Genomic DNA, 17,338 nt, shown 5'->3' on the forward strand with positions numbered 1-17,338 from the left:
TACGCAATGCCCCTGCTCCAAGAACGCACACTCAACCTGCCCGACGAAGCGGCCACCGCCCGGCTGGGCGCGGCGCTGGCCGAGGCCGTTCGCAACCTGCCGCCCCAGACCGTGCACCTGCAGCTCTCGGGCGACCTTGGCGCCGGCAAGACCACGTTGTCGCGTGCCATCCTTCGCGCGCTCGGCCACACGGGCAAGGTGCGCAGCCCCACCTACACGCTGTGCGAGCCGTATTCGGTCACGCGCACCGATGGCTCACCCCTGACCGCCTACCACTTCGACCTGTACCGCTTCGCCGATCCGGAGGAGTGGGCCGATGCCGGTTTTCGTGATTGTTTTGCCGAACCTGCCGTTAACCTGGTGGAGTGGCCGGAGAATGCCGGGCACTTGCTTGGGGAACCGGACCTTCACTTGTTGCTCCAATCGGACACAAGCGACGCCGACGACGCGGCCGAACGCCGTATCGTCACGCTTCGTGCCTATACTCAGACTGGACTTATCCTGCTTTGCGCATGCTGATCAAGCGACTCGCCACCGACCGACCCGACGATATCCAGCTGGCCCGCCGCAAATGGCTGGCGCAGTGCCTCAAGGCCAGCGCCGGCAGCGTGGTGCTGACACTGGCCGGGCCGCAGATCGCCTTTGGCGCCGGCATCGTCGCGGTGCGGGTCTGGCCCGCCGAGGAATACACCCGCGTCACCATCGAATCCGACGAGCCGCTGGCCGCCGTCCACCAGATGGTCCACGGCCCCGACCGGCTGGTGGTGGACATCGATGGCCTCGATCTCTCACCCACCTTGCGCGAGCTGGTGGCCAAGATCACCTCCAACGATCCTTACATCCAGACCGTGCGCGTGGGCCAGAACCGGCCGCGCGTGGTGCGGCTGGTGTTCGACCTGAAGGAAAACGTCTCGCCGCAGGTGTTCACGCTGGCGCCGATCGGCAGCTACCGCAACCGCCTGGTGTTTGACCTCTACCCTGTCAACCCGCCCGATCCGCTGTGGACGCTGGTGCGCGACACCGAGGACAAGCAGCGCAGGTTTGCCGCCACGCAGCCGCCGGCAGGCGCGGATGGCGTGTCCGGCGCGCCTGCCACCGGCGAGGAAGACGCCATTGGCGCGCTGGTGCGCAAGTTCGACGACAAGGGCGCCAACCCGGTGCCGGCCCTGCCGCCGATGGCAGCCGTCAAGCCCAGGCCACCGGTCCCCTCGACGGCACCATCGGCACCGCCGCTGGCCCAGAACAATCCGCCTGCGGCCTTGCCCGCCAACAACCCGCCGGCGGACCGCTCCTTCAAGATGCGCCGCCTGCTGACGGTGGCGATCGATCCAGGCCACGGCGGCGAGGATCCTGGCGCCACCGGCGCCTCCGGCTCGCGCGAGAAGGACGTGGTGCTGCAGATCGCGCAACGGCTGCGCGCCAAGATCGATGCCCAGCCCAATATGCGCGCCATGATGACGCGCGACGCGGACTTCTTCGTGCCGCTCAATGTGCGCGTGCAGAAGGCGCGCCGGGTGCAGGCCGACCTGTTCGTGTCCATCCATGCCGATGCCTTCCTCTCGCCGGAAGCCAAGGGCGCCTCGGTGTTCGCGCTGTCCGAGCGCGGCGCCTCGAGCAGCGCGGCGCGCTGGATGGCCAACAAGGAAAACGCCTCCGACCTGATCGGCGGCGCCAACATGGGCAACAAGGATGCGCAGGTGGCGCGGGTGCTGCTGGACTTGTCCACCACCGCGCAGATCAACGACAGCCTGCAGGTGGGCAAGGCCGTGCTGTCGGAGATCGGCGGCGTCAACCGGCTGCACAAGGGCAGCGTGGAGCAGGCGGGCTTTGCCGTGCTGAAGGCGCCGGATATCCCTTCGATCCTGGTCGAGACCGCCTTCATCAGCAATCCCGAGGAAGAGCGCAAGCTCAACGACGAGAACCACCAGGAGCAACTGGCCAACGCCATCCTGCGTGGCATCAAGAACTACTTCGCGCGCAATCCGCCACTGTCGAAGAATCCGTCGGTGTAAGCGAGGATGGGCCAAAACCGTTCGCAATGACGACGCCTGTCGCTCCCTCTCCCCTCATGGGGAGAGGGGAGCAAACCGGCAGGGGTTCAACTCCTATGGAAGGCCGATGCGTCAAAAAAACGGCCGGCAATCAACTTGCCGGCCGTTTGTCATGTTGCGCGGTAATACTCAGGCGCGGGCAGTGGCGCCTTCGGGTAGCGCGTCGCGGCTGGCATAGCGCGAGGCGATCACCGAGCACACGATCAGCTGCAACTGGTGGTAGACCATCAGCGGCAGCACCAAGAGGCCCAGCGCCGGGTGGCCGGCAAACAGGATCTTGGCCATCGGGATGCCGTTGGCCAGGCTCTTCTTGGAGCCGCAGAACACCGCGGTGATCTCGTCTTCCACGGAGAAGCCGAGGCGGCGCGCGGTGAAGGTGGTGGTGGCCAGGATCACGAGCAGCAGCACGGCGGCGAGCGCCATCACGGCGCCGATGGTTTCCCAGTTGTACTTGTGCCACAGGCCGGCGGCGGTGGCGTCGCAGAACGACGAATACACGATGAGCACGATCACGCCGCGGTCGATCTTGTTGGTGATCTGCTTCTTCTTGGCCAGCCAGCTGCCGATCAGCGGACGGGCCAGCTGGCCGAGCGCGAACGGCAGCAGCAGTTGCAGCGCAACGCCGGTCAGCGCCTTGCCCAGCGGCATCGAGGCGCCGCTGGCGCTGATCACCAGGCCCATCAGCAGCGGTGTGACGGCCATGCCGATCAGGCCCGAGATGGTGGCGTTGAAGATGGCGCCCGGCACGTTGCCGCGCGCCATCGAGGTCATCGCCACCGACGACGACACGGTGGAGGGCAGCGCGCACAGGTAGAACACGCCCAGCAGCAGCTCGGCGGGCAGCGTGTTGCGCAGGCCGAACATCAGCGCCAGCCCGACCACCGGGAAGACGATGTAGGTGAAGCTCTGCACGAAGGCGTGCAGGCGCCAGTGGCGCGCGCCGGCCACCAGCTTGTCGCGCGAGAGCGCCGCGCCGTGCAGGAAGAACACCAGGGCGACGCCCAGGTTGGTGACCATGCCCAGGTGCAGCGGGCCGTCGCCGGCGCCAATTTGCGGGGCCAGCAGCGCGATGCCGATGGCGGTGAGCATGATCAGTACGAACCCGTCGATCAGGTCGTAGATTTTCTTGAAGGGTGAGAGGATGGCGGACATTGACGGCTAAGTTGGATTAGGGTTTCGCCTAGTATTGGACGTTACCGAAGCCTAGAATGCAAATTCATTTATCGCATCCATTCATCTCATAGACGCATGAATTACACATTGCGCCAGTTGCGCGTCTTCCTCGCCGTGGTCGGGCATGGCAGTTTCAGCCGTGCTGCAGATGCCGTCGGCCTGACGCAGCCGGCCGTCAGCCGGGGCGTGGCCGAGCTCGAAGAGGCACTTGGCGTGCGCTTGCTCGACCGCACCACGCGCGAGGTGGTGGTGACCGACGCGGGCCAGGCGCTGGCCCCCGCCATCGAGCGCCTGCTTGGCCAGCTGGACGATACGCTGGAAGAAACGCGGCAGCTTGGCGAGCGCTATCGGGGGCGTGTTGTGATTGCCAGCGCACCCACGATTTCGGCGCGGCTGATGCCGCTGTATGTGGCGACCTGCGCGCGCCAGTACCCGGATATTCGCCTCAGCGTGCGCGACAACGTGCAGGCGGACGGCCTCGAGCAGATCCGTGCGGGGGCGGTGGACTTTGGCGTATTGATCGATCCTTTGGCGCATGAAGGCTTGACCATCGCGCCACTGGCGACCGATCCATTTTGCTTTGTGTGCCGGCGCGATCACCCGCTGGCCAATGCCGACTCGGTGCCGTGGTCCGCGCTGGACCGGATGCCGCTGGTGTTGCTGGATTTCGCCTCGGGCAGCCGGCCCCTGATCGACCGCATCTTCGCCAGCCATGGCGTGGCGCCCAGCGTGGTGCAGGAGCTGGGGCATTCGGCCAGCGTGTTCGGCATGGTCGAGGCCGGCATCGGCGCTTCGGTCCTGCCCTCGTTCTCGCTGCCGCTGCCGGCGGCATCGCCGCTGGTCTGGCGGCCGCTCACGCCGCGCGAGGAGCGGCGCATCGTCATGGTCTGCAGGGAAGACCGCTCCTTGTCGCCCTCGGCCGCCGCCGTGTGGCAGATGGTGCAGAGCCTGCCGTTGCCGGCCGAGCCGGCCATGCCGCAATGACTGGCACCCTGGCTTAGCGGCTTAGCTGCGCGTTGCCGTGACCATCACTGCTTCCAGCGCAAAGCTGCCGTCGGCCTTGACCAGGTAGTGCTCGCGTACTTCCGCCGGCGCCAGTTGCCACAGGTGCAAGATGGCGGCCACCGCCACGGGCGGCGTGCGCATGCGCTGCACCCAGGTGGCAAACTCCAGCTCGATGCGCCAGACCGGCGAGACACCGGCCTGGAAGCCCGCCGTCTCCAGCATCCCTTGCCATTCGTTGCCGGTGTAGTCGCGGATATGCGACGGGTCGCGCAACAACTCCACCGATTGCAGCCAGGTGTCGAGCAGCGGGTCGTCCGAGCCCGCGATGTCGATCAGCACGGCCTTGCCGCCCGGCTTGAGCACCCGGTGCATCTCCGCCAGCGCCGCCGGCACGTTGCGCCAGTGGTGCGCGCTCATGCGCGAGATCACCGCGTCGAAGCTGGCATCGTAGAAGGGCAGCGATTCCGTGGCGCCCTGGCAGGTGCGGATATTGGCCAGCCCCTTGTCGCGCGCCGCGCCTTCCACCACCGCCAGCATCTCTGCCGACAGATCGTAAGCCATCACTTCCGCTGCGACCCCCGCCGCGGCAAAGCTGGCATGGCCCGCGCCGCAACCCAGGTCGAGCACCTGCGCCGCCGGCACCGCCGCCAGTTCCTGTGCAAGCTGCTGCAGGTCTGCACCCTGCGCGTGGACCGCGCTGGTGAGGTAGGCGCTGGCGGTGGCGCCGAACTGGGCGGCAACGAGTTCTTGTTGTTGCATGGGGCTCTCCTGGCGGCAATGGCCGCTGGTGGATTCTGGTGACCGGGGGCTGCAAAAGCGGGGACCGGGGGACTTGCCCGCGTAACGGGTTCGACGTACTGTAGCAGCCTGTTTTCCCGGTACAAGTTTTATCCTGGTATAAAACGCACCAGCTTCCAGTCTACTGCCTCGTTTTCCCGCTCAGCCCTCCATGACAGATTACGCGCTTCCCGATCCCGCCAAGCCAAGCGAACTCACGCGCGAAGCCGTGCTGGGCCGCTTCCTGCGGGCCCACCGCGAGCGCCTGGCCCCGGCCGAGGTTGGCCTGGCGCCCGGCCGGCGGCGGCGCACCCCGGGCTTGCGCCGCGAGGAACTGGCGCAGCTCGCTGGCCTGAGCGCCACCTGGGTAACGTGGCTGGAGCAGGGCCGGCCGGTGGCGCTGTCGGCCCGCGCGCTTGCCAGCCTGGCCGGCGCACTGCGGCTGTCGCGTGCGGAGCGGGCCTACCTGTTCGAGCTGGCCGGCCGGCGCGACCCCATGCAAGCCCAGGACGAACACGCACCCGCCACGGTCCTCGCCAGCGTGGAGGCCATCAACGGCCCGGCCTACCTGCTGGACCGGCAATGGAACGCGCTGGCCTGGAATGCCGCCGCCGCCGATTTGTTCGTGGGCTGGCTTGACCCCACCAGTGAGGATCGCAACCTGCTGCGCAGCATGTTCCTGTCGCCGGGCTTGCAGGCACTAGTGGAAGACTGGCCGCACCGCGCGGCACGGCTGGTGGCGGAATTCCGCGCGCACAGCATCCGCCATGCCGAAGACCCGCCGACGCGGGCGCTCGTGGACGAACTGATCTCGCAGAGCCCGGCGTTCCGCGCCGACTGGCTGTCGCAGGACGTGGAAGAGCGCCAGGGCGGCCGCCGCGGCTTTTGCCATCCGCAGCGCGGGCTGCTGCATTTCGAGCAGCTCACGCTGGTGCCGGCGGCCGCGCCGGGTCTGACGCTGGTGATGCTGATGCGTGCCTGAGGGCCAAGTGCCCTGGCGTCTTAGAACTTATGCCGGATCCCCGCCACTGCCGATACCTGGGTCTTGGTCGAGGACGGCGAGAGCGTGTAGATCTGGGCATATGTGGCGTCGCCCGCAGCGTGCTGGTATATGCCGACCAGGAACAGGTCGGTGCGCTTGCTGAGGAAATAGTCGGCGCCGAGGTTGACCTGATGCCATTTCGGGCTGTTGTCCATAGGGCGGTAATCGCCCCACGTATAGATATAGGCTGCGCCCACCATCAGGTTTGGCGTGATGTAGTCGGTAACAGAAATCTCGCCGTTGTTGACCGTCAGCCTCGTGTTGTCGAGGTAGTTGAAGCGCACATTGGTGTACAGGACCGAGACGCCCACCGGACCGAACTGATAGGCGCCCCCGCGCCCCAGATCCGCTGCCGATCCACTTTGGCCCCGGTAGCCAGGCTGGTGAGGAAGGGAGACGTGAAGCCGTAGTCGCCGACTACTGCGCCCGACTGGTTAGTCGGGCTGTTCGGCGTATTCAGCTCCTCATACGCCACGCCCAGCGAAAGATCGTTGCGTTTGTACGATATGCCGAGGCTATACGCATTGTTCGAGTGGAAGTCGCCAGGCTTTTCCCCGAGGCTGAACATGCCGGCAAACTGCAGGCCACCGTATGAAGGGCTCTTGTAGGCGATCGTATTGTTGACGCGGAACGTGTTGAACACATTGTCGCTGTCGCCGATGTGCGTGCCATAGGCGGCGAACTGTGTTGCCGATTCGAATGACCACAGCGTCGCCGCAGAGAGATCGTACTGCCGGCCTAATGTAACGGTGCCCAGATCCTGGGACGACATGCCGACGAAGGCCTGCCGGCCGAACATCCGTCCACCCTGCGAAGCCGTGCCATTGATGACGGAAAAGCCACTCTCCAGCGTAAAGATGGCCTTGTTGCCGCCACCCAGATCCTCCTCGCCCCTTAATCCCCAGCGAGGCGTTTGCATCGGCCCGTTGGCCATCTGGAAGCTGGAATGGCTGTTCTGATTGTTGGCATAAACAATGCCGGTCGAGATCAGCCCGTACAAATTCACCCCGCTTTGCGCGTAGGATGCCGAACACGCTAGCAATAACGTCGTGGCGACGATGGCACTTCGCTTCATAGTGACCTTCCTGTCATTAGAAAAAAGTAAAAAAGCGGTCCTCCCGCACGCACCGGGGTGCGCAGGGATCCGGAAGAAAGAAGAGCTGGACGGGAAGAGGTGCGGGCGACGTCGTCGCTAGGAAACGACCCAAGCCGTGTCCGCAGGTAGCGGGAAGCTGGCTGGGATGGCTAGCCGGCCAAGGTGCTTGCCGGAACCGGCGTGGCGTGCAAATGCACGCGAGCCAGCACCGGCGAGAAGTAAGCCAATCGAATCGACTGCGTAACGGCGATGCATGCCTGCTCCCTCATTGATCTCTTTATCGGTGAGATTTGAGTGGATTGTCGGCGCAGGAAAACCGCCGCGGGAAGCACAGATTTTGGCTACCGCCGAGCGAATTTTTCGCTCGACCCATTAAGGGGCGCCCTTTTTTTGCACCGCAATAAAGCATCGCCGGCACCTGCGTAGGGCATGCTGCACTGGCATTGTGCGCCCTAATTTAGGCATCGCCCTTGCTCGAAAAACGGTTCTTGTTCGAGCACTCCCTCGTCATCAAAATACAGCAGTCACGAGATTTGACCGCTTGCAGACAGATCCGAAAACGAGGCAGGGAACCATGGAAATCAAGATGTCATCATTGGAAAATCCGAACCGCAGGCGCGTGCTGCAGGCTTCCCTCGCGGCAGCCGGGCTGGCCACCGGCGCGCTGCTGTCGGTCAAGTCCTTTGCCGCCGATCGCGCGGCGGTCAATATGCAGTTGGGCTGGATACCTGGCGGTAACCAGGTCGGCGAGGTTGTTGCGAAACGGCTCGGCTACTACGAGCAGGAAGGAATCGATTTCAAGATCCAGCCCGGCGGCCCCAATGTCGATGGCGTGGCCATCGTGGCCTCGGGGCGCGGCGAGGCCGGGCAAATCTCATCCAGCCCATCCGTCATGCTGGCCGTATCGGAAGGGCTGCCGGTCAAGTGCTTTGCCGTAGGCCTGCAGCAGCACCCCTACGCCTTCTTCTCGCTCAAGAAAACGCCGATCCGCACGCCGCAGGAAATGATCGGCAAGCGTATCGGCATCCAGGCCACCGGACTCGTGCTGCTCAAGGCGCTGCTGGCGAGGCACAAGATCGCGGAGAGCCAGGTCAGCGTCGTGCCGATCGGCGCCGACATGATGCCTCTGCTTAGCGGACGGGTGGATGCCGTAGCGGGTTGGCAGACCAACTTGTCCGCACTGAAGGCCCTGGGCGCGGACCGTGTCGACCTGAGCCTCTGGGATTCCGGCGTCCGCCTCTACGCGCTGCCCTACTACGCGCACGTCGACACGCTGCGTAATCACCCGGAAGTGCTGCAGCGCTTTCTGCGCGCGACTGCACGCGGCTGGCTTTACGCCAATAAGAACCGGGATCAGGCAGTCGATCTACTGCTCAAGGAATTCCCGAGCCTGAACCTCGCGGACGAGCGCGGGTCGATCGACGTCTTGATGGGCTACGCCTTCAATAGAGCGAGCGGCACGCAGGGTTGGGGAACGATGGACCCTGCCGTATGGCAGGAGCAGATCTCCCTGTATGCGCAGCTCGGCCAGTTCCGCGCGCGCGCTCCCAAGGTGGAGGATGTCATGACGCTGGACATCCTGCAGGCCACCAAATCGTCACGACTGGTGGTGTAAGCCATGCAAGCCACGCTATTCAATCCACGCCCTGCCGCACGCGCCGGCGTTCCAGCTTCCACCGGCACCGGACTTTCAATCAGTTGCCGCGATATCAATGTCCGCTTCTTCACCGACCGTCGCAGCACCACAGCCATCGAGGGCCTGAGCCTCGATGTGGCCACGGGGAATTCCTGACGCTGCTCGGACCCTCCGGCTGTGGCAAGTCCACGTTCCTGCGCGTGGTGGCGGACCTGGTCAAGCCCAGCCGCGGCGACATCCGCGTGCTCAACGAACCGCCGGCGGTCGCTCGGGCCCGCCGCGACATCGGCTTCGTGTTCCAGGATGCGGCGCTGCTGCCCTGGCGCACGGCGTTGCAGAACGTCGAGCTGCCGCTTGAGGTCGCCAACGGCAAGGCGCGCGCGGGCAAGGCAACGCCACGCGAGCTGCTGGAACTGGTTGGCTTGAAGGGGCGCGAGGATGCGCTGCCTCATGAAATGTCCGGCGGCATGCGCCAGCGCGTCGCGATCGCCCGCGCGCTGGTCAGCGATCCGAAGGTGCTGCTGATGGACGAGCCCTTCGGTGCGCTGGATGAAATCACGCGCGACCGGCTGAACGAGGAATTGCGGCGGGTCTGGAAGGAAATGGGACTGACGATCCTGTTCGTCACGCACAGCATCCATGAAGCGGCATTCCTGGGCCAGCGCGTGCTCCTGCTGGCGGCCAACCCCGGCCGGGTCAAGGAAATCGTCCCGGTGGCGCTGCCTGAAGACCGCACCCTGGATGTGCGTGAAACCCCCGAGTTCGTAACACTATCCGCGCATCTGCGCCGCGTGCTGGAGACTTGCTGATGAGCACATCGGAAATGAAGTTGAACCTGCCCGTTGCCGGCGCGGATGCGGAGGCCCACGCCTATTTCGCCAGCCGTCGGCGGCGCGTCTGGCGCGCCCGCGTCTTGCCCGCGCTCGGTATCGCGGGGCTGCTGTTCGCCTGGTGGGCCGTGGTGGCGGGCTTCGATATCAAGCCCTTCATCGCGCCGTCTCCCGGGCTGGTGCTGCAGACATTCTTCGACAAGCGCGACGTTCTGCTGCAGAACTTGATTCCCACCGTCATCGAAGCGGCCGGCGGCTTCCTGCTGGGCAACCTGCTCGCCATCCTGCTGGCGACCGTGTTCGTCCATAACAAGACGCTGCAGGAGATCTTCTACCCGGTGGCGGTCATGATCAACTCGATCCCGGTGGTGGCCAAGGCGCCGATCCTGGTGCTGATCATGGGCAACGGGATCGAGCCGAAGATCACCATCGCCGCCATCGTGTGCTTTTTCCCCACACTGGTGAACATGGTGCGCGGGCTGGAAGCCGTCAATCCGCAGTCGCTGGAGCTGATGCGGGTCCTGTCGGCCAGCAAGCGCGAGATCTTCTTCAAGCTGCGCCTGCTCAATTCGCTGCCGTATCTCTTCTCCGCGCTGCGCATCGCCGCGTCGATGTCGGTGATCGGTGCGGTCGTCGGCGAATGGATCGGGGCCACGGTGGGCATCGGCGCCATGATCATCCAGGCCACTTACGCCTTTGACTCCGCCTTGCTATACGCGGCAATCATCATGTGCGCGGCGATGTCCGGCACCTTCTTCCTGGTGATCGCACTGGTCGAACGCTGGCTTATCACGTGGCAGCCTGAGCAATCGCACTGAGCGCTGCACGACAACAACAATCCCGAGGATACAAATGAACAAGATCAATGACTGGATCCGCCAGCCGGCACACGATGTGCGCGTCGCGGCCGCAGCAAATGTCGTGGTGGTGGGCGGTGGGCCGGCTGGCCTGTCGGCCGCGCTTGCGGCGGCGAGGAACGGCGCCGAAACGATTCTGCTCGAACGCTACAACCATCTGGGCGGCCTTGCTTCCGGCGGCATGGTGCTGGTGCTGGACGATATGTGGGACAGCCACCTGCAGGAGATCTCGGTGCGCGGCAACTGCATGACCATGATCGAAAACATGGCAGCGCTGGGCCTGGCCAAGTTTCCCCGCGCGAACGAATGGGGCGAAGACCCGGCCGCCTATCGGCGCTGGGGCCGCTGGGGAACGTTCGATTTCCACAGCCAGAAGACGCCGCATCCGGTGTGCTTCGCCGCGGCCTTCGACCCTGACGCCTACAAGCGCGTCGCGCTCGACATGGTGCAGCAAGCCGGCGTCAAGCTGCGGCTGCATTCGTGGTTCTCGCAGACTTTGGTGGAGGACGGCCAGGTCAAGGGCGTGATCTGCGAAACGAAGAGCGGGCGTGAAGCCATCCTCGCCGACGTGGTGATCGACGCCACCGGCGACCTCGATGTCGCGGCCTCCGCAGGTGCGCCGCATGCCGGCGGCAGCTACATCACCACCACGGTGTTCCGCCTTGGCGGCGTGGATACGGACGCCGCCGAGCGCTTCGAGCACGAAGAGCCAGAGGCCTACGCGCAGCTCGACCGCCAGATCAAGCGCATCCTCGGCGGCTCGTGGGGACTGTGGTGGCTCAAGACGCCGCTGCCTGGCGTGGTGTGGTGCAACTGCCCGCACATGGCGGGCATCGACGGCCTCAAGGCGGAAGACCTAACGCGCGCCGAGATCCAGGGACGCCAGCATATCCACGCCGTGGTCGAGTTCGTGCGCGAGAAGCTGCCCGGCTTCGAGCAATGCTACGTGATCGACGTCGCACCGCAGACGGGCGTGCGGCAGACCCGCCTGCTCGAAGGCGAGTACGTGATGTCCAAGGAAGACGTGGCGCAGCGGTTGCGCTTTGACGACAGCATCGCGCGCGGCCGTGACTACTACATGCCGTACCGCGCGCTGTTGCCAAAGCAGGTGGACAACCTGCTGGTGGCCGGCCGCCACTACTCGGCCACCTCGCAGGCACAGAAGATCTCGCGCGAGATCCCGCCCTGCATGGCGATGGGCGAAGCCGCCGGCGTCGCCGCAGCGCTGGCGCTCAACGCCAATGTTTCAGTGCGCGACGTCGACGTGCGGGCCGTGCAGAAGACCTTGCGCGCACAGGGCGCGGATCCCGGCGACCAGACTGGCCGCAACGCCGATATTCCCGCACTGGCGGCCTATGTGCGGCAGGCGGAGGCAGCATAAGACATGGAGGACAACAACATGGCGCAAGACCTGCCCCTGAGCGGCATCCGGGTCATCGATTTCACCCAGGTGATGATGGGCCCGGTGTGCACGCAGACGCTGGCCGACTACGGCGCCGACGTTATCAAGGTGGAGCGCAAGGGCTCCGGCGATCTCAGCCGCTCCACCTTCGAGCCGGTTGCCGGCGCGGACAACCCCATCTTTTGCAGCCTGAACCGCAACAAACGCAGCATTGCGCTTGACCTGCGGGATCCGGAACAGATGGCGCACGTGAAGACCCTGATCGCCGGCGCCGATGTCGTGGTCAATAATTTCCGCGCGGGGGTGATGGAGCGCATGGGCCTCGGCTACGAGGCATGCCGCGCGTTGAATCCGCGCATCATCTACGCGGTCGGCACCGGCTTCGGCGAATCCGGGCCGTATGCGCACAAGGGCGGCCAGGACGTGCTGGCACAGGCCATTACCGGCGTGATGGCGCGCCGGGCCGACGATTCGGTGCCGGTCTCGGTCTACCCGACCGCGCTGGCCGACTATTCCGCCGGCATGCACATGGTGCAGGGCGTGCTGCTGGCCTTGCTGGACCGCGCCCGCACTGGCGAGGGACAGAAGATCAGCGTGTCGCTGTACAACTCCATGCTCGCCATGCAGATGCAGGAAGCGGCCATGATCATGATGGACGATTCCGAGGTCAACTGGGCGGCCATGCCGTTGTCCGGCGTGTTCGATACGCAGACGGGACCCCTGGTGATGGTGGGCGCATTCAAGCAGAACCCGTTGCGCGACATCTGCGCGGCGCTTGAGATCGAGGACATGTCGGCAGATCCGCGCTACTGCGACCTGAGCCAGCAGTTCCGCAACAAGGCCGGGCTGCAGGCAGTGCTGCGCGAGCGCTTTGCCGCCAATACGCGCGACCACTGGCTCTCCCGCCTGGAAGCGCAGGACATACTCTGCGCGCCGGTGCGAGACCTGCGCGAAGCGCTGGTGGATCCGCAGACTTTGCACAACCAGCTGCTGCTGGAAGGCGCGGGCGAGGGCCGGCAAGTCAAGTTCGTCGGCAGTCCCATCAGCATGTCGCGCGCTCGCGTCAGCCTGCGCCGCCCGCCGCCGCGGCTCGGTCAGCATAACGATGACGTGCTGCGCGAACTAGAGGGGATGCCGGCAACGATGGCCGTGCAAGGAGTGGCGGAATGAGCGTCCATCTGCAAGTCGAGAATTTTGTCGCCACGGTGACGTTGTCGCGGCCCGAGGTCATGAACGCAGTCGATCTCGCCACCGAGGCCGAGTTGCAAGGCATCTGGGCAGAGCTGGAGCGGCGCGACGATGTTCGCGTCATCGTGCTGACGGGGAGGGTGACCGCGCCTTCTGCGTGGGCGCCGATTTGAAGAACCCGTCCACCACCGGCCTGGAATACTGGGGTGCTGCGCGGCCGGGCGGATTCGGCGGCATCGCGTTGCGCGAGTCGCTGAATATACCCGTCATCGCTCGCGTCAACGGCTTCGCGCTCGGCGGCGGCTTCGAGATGGTGCTGGGCTGCGACATCGTGGTCGCTTGCGAGGAGGCCAGCTTTGGCTTGCCCGAAGCGCTGGTGGGACGCATGCCGCTCGACGGCGGCATGACCCTGCTGCAGCGTCAGATCCCGTTCCGCAAGGCCATGGCCATGCTGCTGACCGGGCGCCGCATGCCGGCACGCGAAGCCGCCGAGATCGGCCTGATCAACGAGGTGGTGCCACGCGCGCAACTGGATGCGGCGGTGCAAGTCTGGATCGATGCGCTGCTGGCGTGCGCGCCGCTGTCGCAGCAGGCGATCAAGCAGGTTGTGCGCCGCACGTCGACCTTGTCGCCGGCCGATGCCCAGGCACTGCGGCTGCCCGCCCTGGTCGACGCGCTGCAGTCCGAGGACGCGCACGAAGGCGTGCTGGCCTTCCAGCAAAAGCGCAAGCCGCAATGGAGCGGGCGCTGATGGCCTACGTCATTGCCTCTGGTTGTATCGATGTCAAGGACGGCGCCTGCGTGAAATGCTGCCCCGTCGATTGCATCTACGAGGGCGTGCGCACGCTCTATATCCACCCCGATGAATGCATCAGCTGCGGCATCTGCGTGTCCGTGTGCCCGACCGAAGCCATCCACGACGAAGCGGAGCTGCCGCCGGCGCAGGCCGTGTTCGCCGCCGTGAACAGGGAGTTTTTTGCCAGGCACGTGAGCGGCGTCGGCTCGCCGGGCGGCGCCGACTACGTCGGGCCGCAGGCCTGTGACCACCCCGTGGTCGAGGCGTATCCTGTGCGCAGCGAGCCGTAGTCCATGAATCGATCGAGGAGAGCATGCACGCCAGCATCCTGAAGTACTTCGTTGAAGTCGCGCGATGCGGGTCGATCCGCAAGGCGGCGCAGAACCTTTATGTCGCATCCAGCGCCGTCAACCGGCAGATTCTCAAGCTCGAGGCCGAGATGGGAACCGAGCTGTTCGACCGCTTGCCCAACGGTATCCGGCTGAATGCTTCAGGCGAGCGGATGCTGCAGCATATCCGCGCGACGCTCAACGATTTTCACCTGATGCGAAGCGAACTCGATGAACTCAAGGACGAACGCAGGGGCCACATATCGGTCGTGGCGATGGACTCACTGTTCGTCGATTTCCTCCCCGCGGCGGTGGAGGACTATTCGGAACTGTATCCGGCAGTGACGTACTCCATCGCCGCCGTCACCCCTGGGATGTCGCGCCAAAAGTCCTGGGTGGCGAGTTCGATGTCGGCGTCACCTTTATCGCCAAGCTGCCGGCGGGGCTGAACGTCGTGGCCCAGGTCGCGCTGCCGCCAGGCGTAGTAATGGCCTCTTCCCATCCGCTTGCGAAGAAGGAGCGGATCAGCTTTGCCGACTGCCGCAGCCACGCGTTCCTGCGCCTGGAAGGACGCTCGCCGATCCAGGGCGTGGTGTCTCCCAGGTTCATGGAATTCTGGGATCTGATGACCCCCAGCGTTACCTGCAATTCCACCCTTCTGCTCAAGCGCCTGGTCGCCTCGGGGCGGGGCATTTCCTTCTTCTCCAAGCTCGCTTTCATTGATGAGATCGCCAGCGGCGAAGTGGTCTGGCGCCCGTTCGACGAACCCAATATCAACGCGCTGACGGTTGGCATCATCACGCCATGCCAGCGCGTGCTGTCCAATGTCACGCTGGAATTCGTCAAGGGCATCGTGCACCGCCTCAAGCAGGTAGAACTCTCATTGCTAGACACGTAGAAACCTGACATGACCATGTATAAGAACTATATCGACGGCCAATGGCTCGACGGCGCATCCGCTCACGCCAACGTCAATCCGTCCGACACGACCGACATCATCGGCCACTACGCGCTGGCCGATGCCGCACAGGCCGGCCAGGCCAGCGCTGCCGCCCATGCCGCCGCGCCGCGGTGGGCCGCCAGCACGCCACAACAACGCGCCGATGCGCTCGACAAGATCGGTACCGAGCTCTTGGCGCGGCGCGAGGAACTCGGCCTGCTGTTGTCGCGCGAAGAAGGCAAGATCCTGCCGGAAGGCATCGGCGAGGTCACCCGTGCGGGGAATATCTTCAAGTTCTTCGCCGGGGAGGCCTTGCGCCAGCGCGGCGACAAGCTGGCCTCGGTACGGCCTGGCGTGGAAATCGAAGTCACGCGCGAGCCGGTCGGGGTGGTAGGCATCATCGCGCCATGGAACTTCCCGATGGCGATTCCCGCCTGGAAGATCGCACCAGCCCTGGCGTACGGCAACACGGTCGTGTTCAAGCCCGCGGAGCTCGTGCCGGGCTGCGCCTGGGCGCTGGCGGAGATCATCAGCCGCGCGGGATTGCCGGCGGGAGCATTCAACCTGGCGATGGGGCGCGGTTCGCAAGTGGGCCAGGCCATGCTTGATGACAGGCGTATCGCCGGGATTTCCTTCACCGGTTCGGTGGCTACGGGCGGGCGCGTGGCCCAGGCGGCCGCCCAACGGCTGGCCAAGGTCCAGCTTGAAATGGGCGGCAAGAACCCGATGGTGGTGCTCAATGATGCCGATCTCGAGGTGGCGGTGGAGTGCGCCGTGCAAAGCGCATTCTTTTCCACCGGGCAGCGCTGCACCGCATCGAGCCGGCTGATCGTGGAAGAGGGCATCTATGCCCGTTTCGTCGAACGGATGCAGGAGCGCACGGCCGCGCTCAGGATCGGCCACGCCCTCGACACCGGCACCGACATCGGTCCGGTGGCAAGCGGCGACCAGCTTGAGCAGGACTTGCGCTACCTCGCCATCGGGCGCGAGGAGGGCGCCAGGTTGGTGTGCGGCGGCGAACACGTGACACGCGCCACGCCGGGCTTCTACCTGACGCCGGCGATCTTCGCCGATTGCAGCAACGACATGCGGATCTGCCGCGAAGAGATCTTCGGGCCGGTTGCCGCCATCATCCCGGCCAGGAACTATGAGCATGCACTGGAACTGGCCAACGACACCGAGTTCGGCCTCGCCAGCGGTATCTGCTCGACGTCGCTAAAGCACGTACAGCACTTCAAACGGCACGCTCAAGCTGGCATGGTCATGGTCAATGTGCCCACGGCAGGTGTCGATTATCACGTCCCGTTCGGCGGCCGCAAGGGCTCCAGCCTGGGGCCGCGCGAGCAGGGCACCTTCGCGGCCGAGTTCTATACGACGGTGAAGACGGCTTACGTGGCGGGTTGAGAGGATGGCGCTGGTGGCGGACTGGCCGCCGCCGGCCTTACTTCGGCTGCATGCGGATGGCGCCGTCGAGCCGGATCACTTCGCCGTTGAGCATGGTGTTGGCGATGATGGATCCCACCAGCTTCGCGTACTCGGCCGGGCGGCCCAGGCGCGGCGGGAACGGCACCATCTTGCCGAGCGCGTCCTGTACATCCTGCGGCATGCCCAGCAGCATCGGCGTCTCGAACAGCCCCGGGGCGATCGTCATGCAGCGCACGCCGTCGCGCGACAGGTCGCGCGCGATGGCCAGCGTCATGGCGACCACGCCGCCCTTGGAGGCCGCGTAGGCGGCCTGCCCGATCTGGCCGTCGAACGCTGCCACCGATGCCGTATTGATGATCACGCCACGCTCGCCTTCCGCGTCGGGCGTGTTCTGCACCATCGCCGCGGCAGCCAGCCGGATCATGTTGAAGGTGCCGATCAGGTTGACGCGGATGGTCTTGTCGAAGGCGTCGAGCGGGTGCGGGCCGTTCTTGCCCACCGTCTTGTTGGCGGTGGCGATGCCGGCGCAGTTGACCAACCCGGCCAGGCGGCCCAGCGCGGTGGCTGCCGCCACGGCAGCCTGTCCGTCGGCCTCGCTGCTGACGTCGCAGCGCACGAACTTCCCGCCCAGCTCGGCCGCCAGCGCGGTGCCGGCGGCTTCGTTGAGGTCGGCGATCACTACCTTGCCGCCGGCGGCGGCCAGCATGCGGGCGCTGCCCTCGCCGAGCCCGGAGGCGCCGCCGGTGACAATAAATACGTTGTCGCGGATTTCCATCGTTGTCTTCCTCGCT

At 65.4% G+C, this 17,338-nt stretch carries 19 protein-coding genes and 1 pseudogene; 15 read left to right on the top strand and 5 right to left on the bottom strand.

The features are described from left to right. The first annotated feature begins 6 nt into the window (after positions 1–6). Together tsaE and OMK73_RS32670 are read left to right on the top strand one after the other, a co-directional pair. Entirely contained in the window at positions 7–519 is a 513-nt protein-coding gene (gene tsaE, locus OMK73_RS32665; RefSeq protein WP_267605644.1) for a tRNA (adenosine(37)-N6)-threonylcarbamoyltransferase complex ATPase subunit type 1 TsaE, read from the top strand. Continuing rightward, complete coding sequence (locus tag OMK73_RS32670) at positions 513–2,012, top strand: N-acetylmuramoyl-L-alanine amidase (protein ID WP_267605645.1); 1,500 nt, start codon at positions 513–515, stop codon at positions 2,010–2,012. The genes tsaE and OMK73_RS32670 overlap by 7 nt, the downstream gene beginning before the upstream one ends. A gap of 168 nt (positions 2,013–2,180) precedes the next feature. Here OMK73_RS32670 and OMK73_RS32675 read toward each other — a convergent pair whose 3' ends face one another. Continuing rightward, positions 2,181–3,203 carry a bile acid:sodium symporter family protein gene (locus tag OMK73_RS32675; RefSeq protein WP_267605646.1) on the bottom strand — a complete coding sequence of 341 codons (1,023 nt, stop codon included), beginning with the start codon at positions 3,201–3,203 and terminating at the stop codon, positions 2,181–2,183. 96 nt (positions 3,204–3,299) lie between these two features. Here OMK73_RS32675 and OMK73_RS32680 point away from each other — a divergent pair, with 96 nt between their 5' ends. Then, the gene (locus OMK73_RS32680) at positions 3,300–4,208 is read left to right on the top strand and encodes a LysR family transcriptional regulator (protein ID WP_267605647.1); all 909 of its coding nucleotides are present in this window, start codon (positions 3,300–3,302) and stop codon (positions 4,206–4,208) included. A 21-nt stretch (positions 4,209–4,229) separates the two neighbouring features. On the opposite strand, the gene OMK73_RS32685 is transcribed toward OMK73_RS32680, so the two are convergent. After that, positions 4,230–4,988: a class I SAM-dependent methyltransferase gene (locus OMK73_RS32685; protein ID WP_267605648.1), complete on the bottom strand. Its 759-nt coding sequence runs from the start codon at positions 4,986–4,988 to the stop codon at positions 4,230–4,232. Between the two features lie 190 nt (positions 4,989–5,178). On the opposite strand from OMK73_RS32685, the gene OMK73_RS32690 reads away from it, so the two are divergent. Beyond that, complete coding sequence (locus OMK73_RS32690) at positions 5,179–5,988, top strand: helix-turn-helix transcriptional regulator (RefSeq protein ID WP_267605649.1); 810 nt, start codon at positions 5,179–5,181, stop codon at positions 5,986–5,988. Between the two features lie 20 nt (positions 5,989–6,008). Here OMK73_RS32690 and OMK73_RS38520 read toward each other — a convergent pair whose 3' ends face one another. Continuing rightward, positions 6,009–6,332 (bottom strand): porin, encoded by a 324-nt coding sequence (locus OMK73_RS38520; protein WP_420715620.1) that lies wholly within the window; start codon positions 6,330–6,332, stop codon positions 6,009–6,011. After that, positions 6,299–7,123 carry a porin gene (locus tag OMK73_RS32695; protein WP_324291790.1) on the bottom strand — a complete coding sequence of 275 codons (825 nt, stop codon included), beginning with the start codon at positions 7,121–7,123 and terminating at the stop codon, positions 6,299–6,301. The genes OMK73_RS38520 and OMK73_RS32695 overlap by 34 nt, the downstream gene beginning before the upstream one ends. A gap of 607 nt (positions 7,124–7,730) precedes the next feature. Between OMK73_RS32695 and OMK73_RS32700 the strand changes: the two genes are divergently transcribed. From OMK73_RS32700 to OMK73_RS32750, 11 genes and pseudogenes are all read left to right on the top strand, one after another. Next, positions 7,731–8,759 carry an ABC transporter substrate-binding protein gene (locus OMK73_RS32700; RefSeq protein WP_267605650.1) on the top strand — a complete coding sequence of 343 codons (1,029 nt, stop codon included), beginning with the start codon at positions 7,731–7,733 and terminating at the stop codon, positions 8,757–8,759. 3 nt (positions 8,760–8,762) lie between these two features. Further along, positions 8,763–8,936: a hypothetical protein gene (locus OMK73_RS32705; protein WP_267605651.1), complete on the top strand. Its 174-nt coding sequence runs from the start codon at positions 8,763–8,765 to the stop codon at positions 8,934–8,936. Positions 8,937–8,974: 38 nt separating this feature from the next. Further along, positions 8,975–9,589 (top strand): ABC transporter ATP-binding protein, encoded by a 615-nt coding sequence (locus OMK73_RS32710; RefSeq protein ID WP_324291835.1) that lies wholly within the window; start codon positions 8,975–8,977, stop codon positions 9,587–9,589. After that, positions 9,589–10,428, top strand: a complete 840-nt coding sequence (locus OMK73_RS32715; protein ID WP_267605653.1) for an ABC transporter permease — start codon at positions 9,589–9,591, stop codon at positions 10,426–10,428. Before OMK73_RS32710 ends, OMK73_RS32715 begins: the two co-directional genes overlap by 1 nt. Positions 10,429–10,462: 34 nt before the next feature. Then, a complete protein-coding gene (locus OMK73_RS32720) occupies positions 10,463–11,848 on the top strand; it encodes an FAD-dependent oxidoreductase (RefSeq protein WP_267605654.1) in 1,386 nt (461 codons plus the stop codon). An 18-nt stretch (positions 11,849–11,866) separates the two neighbouring features. After that, a complete protein-coding gene (locus OMK73_RS32725) occupies positions 11,867–13,039 on the top strand; it encodes a CoA transferase (protein ID WP_267605655.1) in 1,173 nt (390 codons plus the stop codon). A gap of 59 nt (positions 13,040–13,098) precedes the next feature. Continuing rightward, positions 13,099–13,808, top strand: a pseudogene (locus OMK73_RS32730) (enoyl-CoA hydratase-related protein). After that, on the top strand, positions 13,808–14,143 hold the full coding sequence (fdxA, locus tag OMK73_RS32735; RefSeq protein WP_267605656.1) for a ferredoxin: 336 nt from the start codon (positions 13,808–13,810) through the stop codon (positions 14,141–14,143). Before OMK73_RS32730 ends, fdxA begins: the two are co-directional and overlap by 1 nt. Before the next feature lie 23 nt (positions 14,144–14,166). After that, positions 14,167–14,631: a LysR family transcriptional regulator gene (locus OMK73_RS32740; protein WP_267605657.1), complete on the top strand. Its 465-nt coding sequence runs from the start codon at positions 14,167–14,169 to the stop codon at positions 14,629–14,631. Next, entirely contained in the window at positions 14,616–15,080 is a 465-nt protein-coding gene (locus tag OMK73_RS32745; protein WP_267606600.1) for a LysR family transcriptional regulator substrate-binding protein, read from the top strand. Before OMK73_RS32740 ends, OMK73_RS32745 begins: the two co-directional genes overlap by 16 nt. 15 nt (positions 15,081–15,095) lie before the next feature. Beyond that, positions 15,096–16,526: an aldehyde dehydrogenase family protein gene (locus tag OMK73_RS32750; RefSeq protein ID WP_267606601.1), complete on the top strand. Its 1,431-nt coding sequence runs from the start codon at positions 15,096–15,098 to the stop codon at positions 16,524–16,526. Between the two features lie 37 nt (positions 16,527–16,563). Here the strand turns inward: OMK73_RS32750 and OMK73_RS32755 are convergent, their stop codons facing one another. Next, complete coding sequence (locus OMK73_RS32755; protein WP_267605658.1) at positions 16,564–17,322, bottom strand: 3-hydroxyacyl-CoA dehydrogenase; 759 nt, start codon at positions 17,320–17,322, stop codon at positions 16,564–16,566. Positions 17,323–17,338: the final 16 nt, after the last annotated feature.

Source organism: Cupriavidus sp. D39 (assembly GCF_026627925.1).
Classification (GTDB): Bacteria; Pseudomonadota; Gammaproteobacteria; order Burkholderiales; family Burkholderiaceae; genus Cupriavidus; species Cupriavidus ulmosensis.

Coding starts and splice junctions, on each gene's coding strand:
- OMK73_RS32690 (WP_267605649.1), top strand. CDS start 5,179: ATGACAGATTACGCGCTTCCCGATCCCGCCAAGCCAAGCGAACTCACG.
- tsaE (WP_267605644.1), top strand. CDS start 7: ATGCCCCTGCTCCAAGAACGCACACTCAACCTGCCCGACGAAGCGGCC.
- OMK73_RS32705 (WP_267605651.1), top strand. CDS start 8,763: ATGCAAGCCACGCTATTCAATCCACGCCCTGCCGCACGCGCCGGCGTT.
- OMK73_RS32670 (WP_267605645.1), top strand. CDS start 513: ATGCTGATCAAGCGACTCGCCACCGACCGACCCGACGATATCCAGCTG.
- OMK73_RS32725 (WP_267605655.1), top strand. CDS start 11,867: ATGGCGCAAGACCTGCCCCTGAGCGGCATCCGGGTCATCGATTTCACC.
- OMK73_RS32695 (WP_324291790.1), bottom strand. CDS start 7,123: ATGAAGCGAAGTGCCATCGTCGCCACGACGTTATTGCTAGCGTGTTCG.
- OMK73_RS32685 (WP_267605648.1), bottom strand. CDS start 4,988: ATGCAACAACAAGAACTCGTTGCCGCCCAGTTCGGCGCCACCGCCAGC.
- OMK73_RS32750 (WP_267606601.1), top strand. CDS start 15,096: ATGTATAAGAACTATATCGACGGCCAATGGCTCGACGGCGCATCCGCT.
- OMK73_RS32675 (WP_267605646.1), bottom strand. CDS start 3,203: ATGTCCGCCATCCTCTCACCCTTCAAGAAAATCTACGACCTGATCGAC.
- OMK73_RS32715 (WP_267605653.1), top strand. CDS start 9,589: ATGAGCACATCGGAAATGAAGTTGAACCTGCCCGTTGCCGGCGCGGAT.
- OMK73_RS32700 (WP_267605650.1), top strand. CDS start 7,731: ATGTCATCATTGGAAAATCCGAACCGCAGGCGCGTGCTGCAGGCTTCC.
- OMK73_RS32680 (WP_267605647.1), top strand. CDS start 3,300: ATGAATTACACATTGCGCCAGTTGCGCGTCTTCCTCGCCGTGGTCGGG.
- OMK73_RS32740 (WP_267605657.1), top strand. CDS start 14,167: ATGCACGCCAGCATCCTGAAGTACTTCGTTGAAGTCGCGCGATGCGGG.
- OMK73_RS32755 (WP_267605658.1), bottom strand. CDS start 17,322: ATGGAAATCCGCGACAACGTATTTATTGTCACCGGCGGCGCCTCCGGG.
- OMK73_RS32720 (WP_267605654.1), top strand. CDS start 10,463: ATGAACAAGATCAATGACTGGATCCGCCAGCCGGCACACGATGTGCGC.
- fdxA (WP_267605656.1), top strand. CDS start 13,808: ATGGCCTACGTCATTGCCTCTGGTTGTATCGATGTCAAGGACGGCGCC.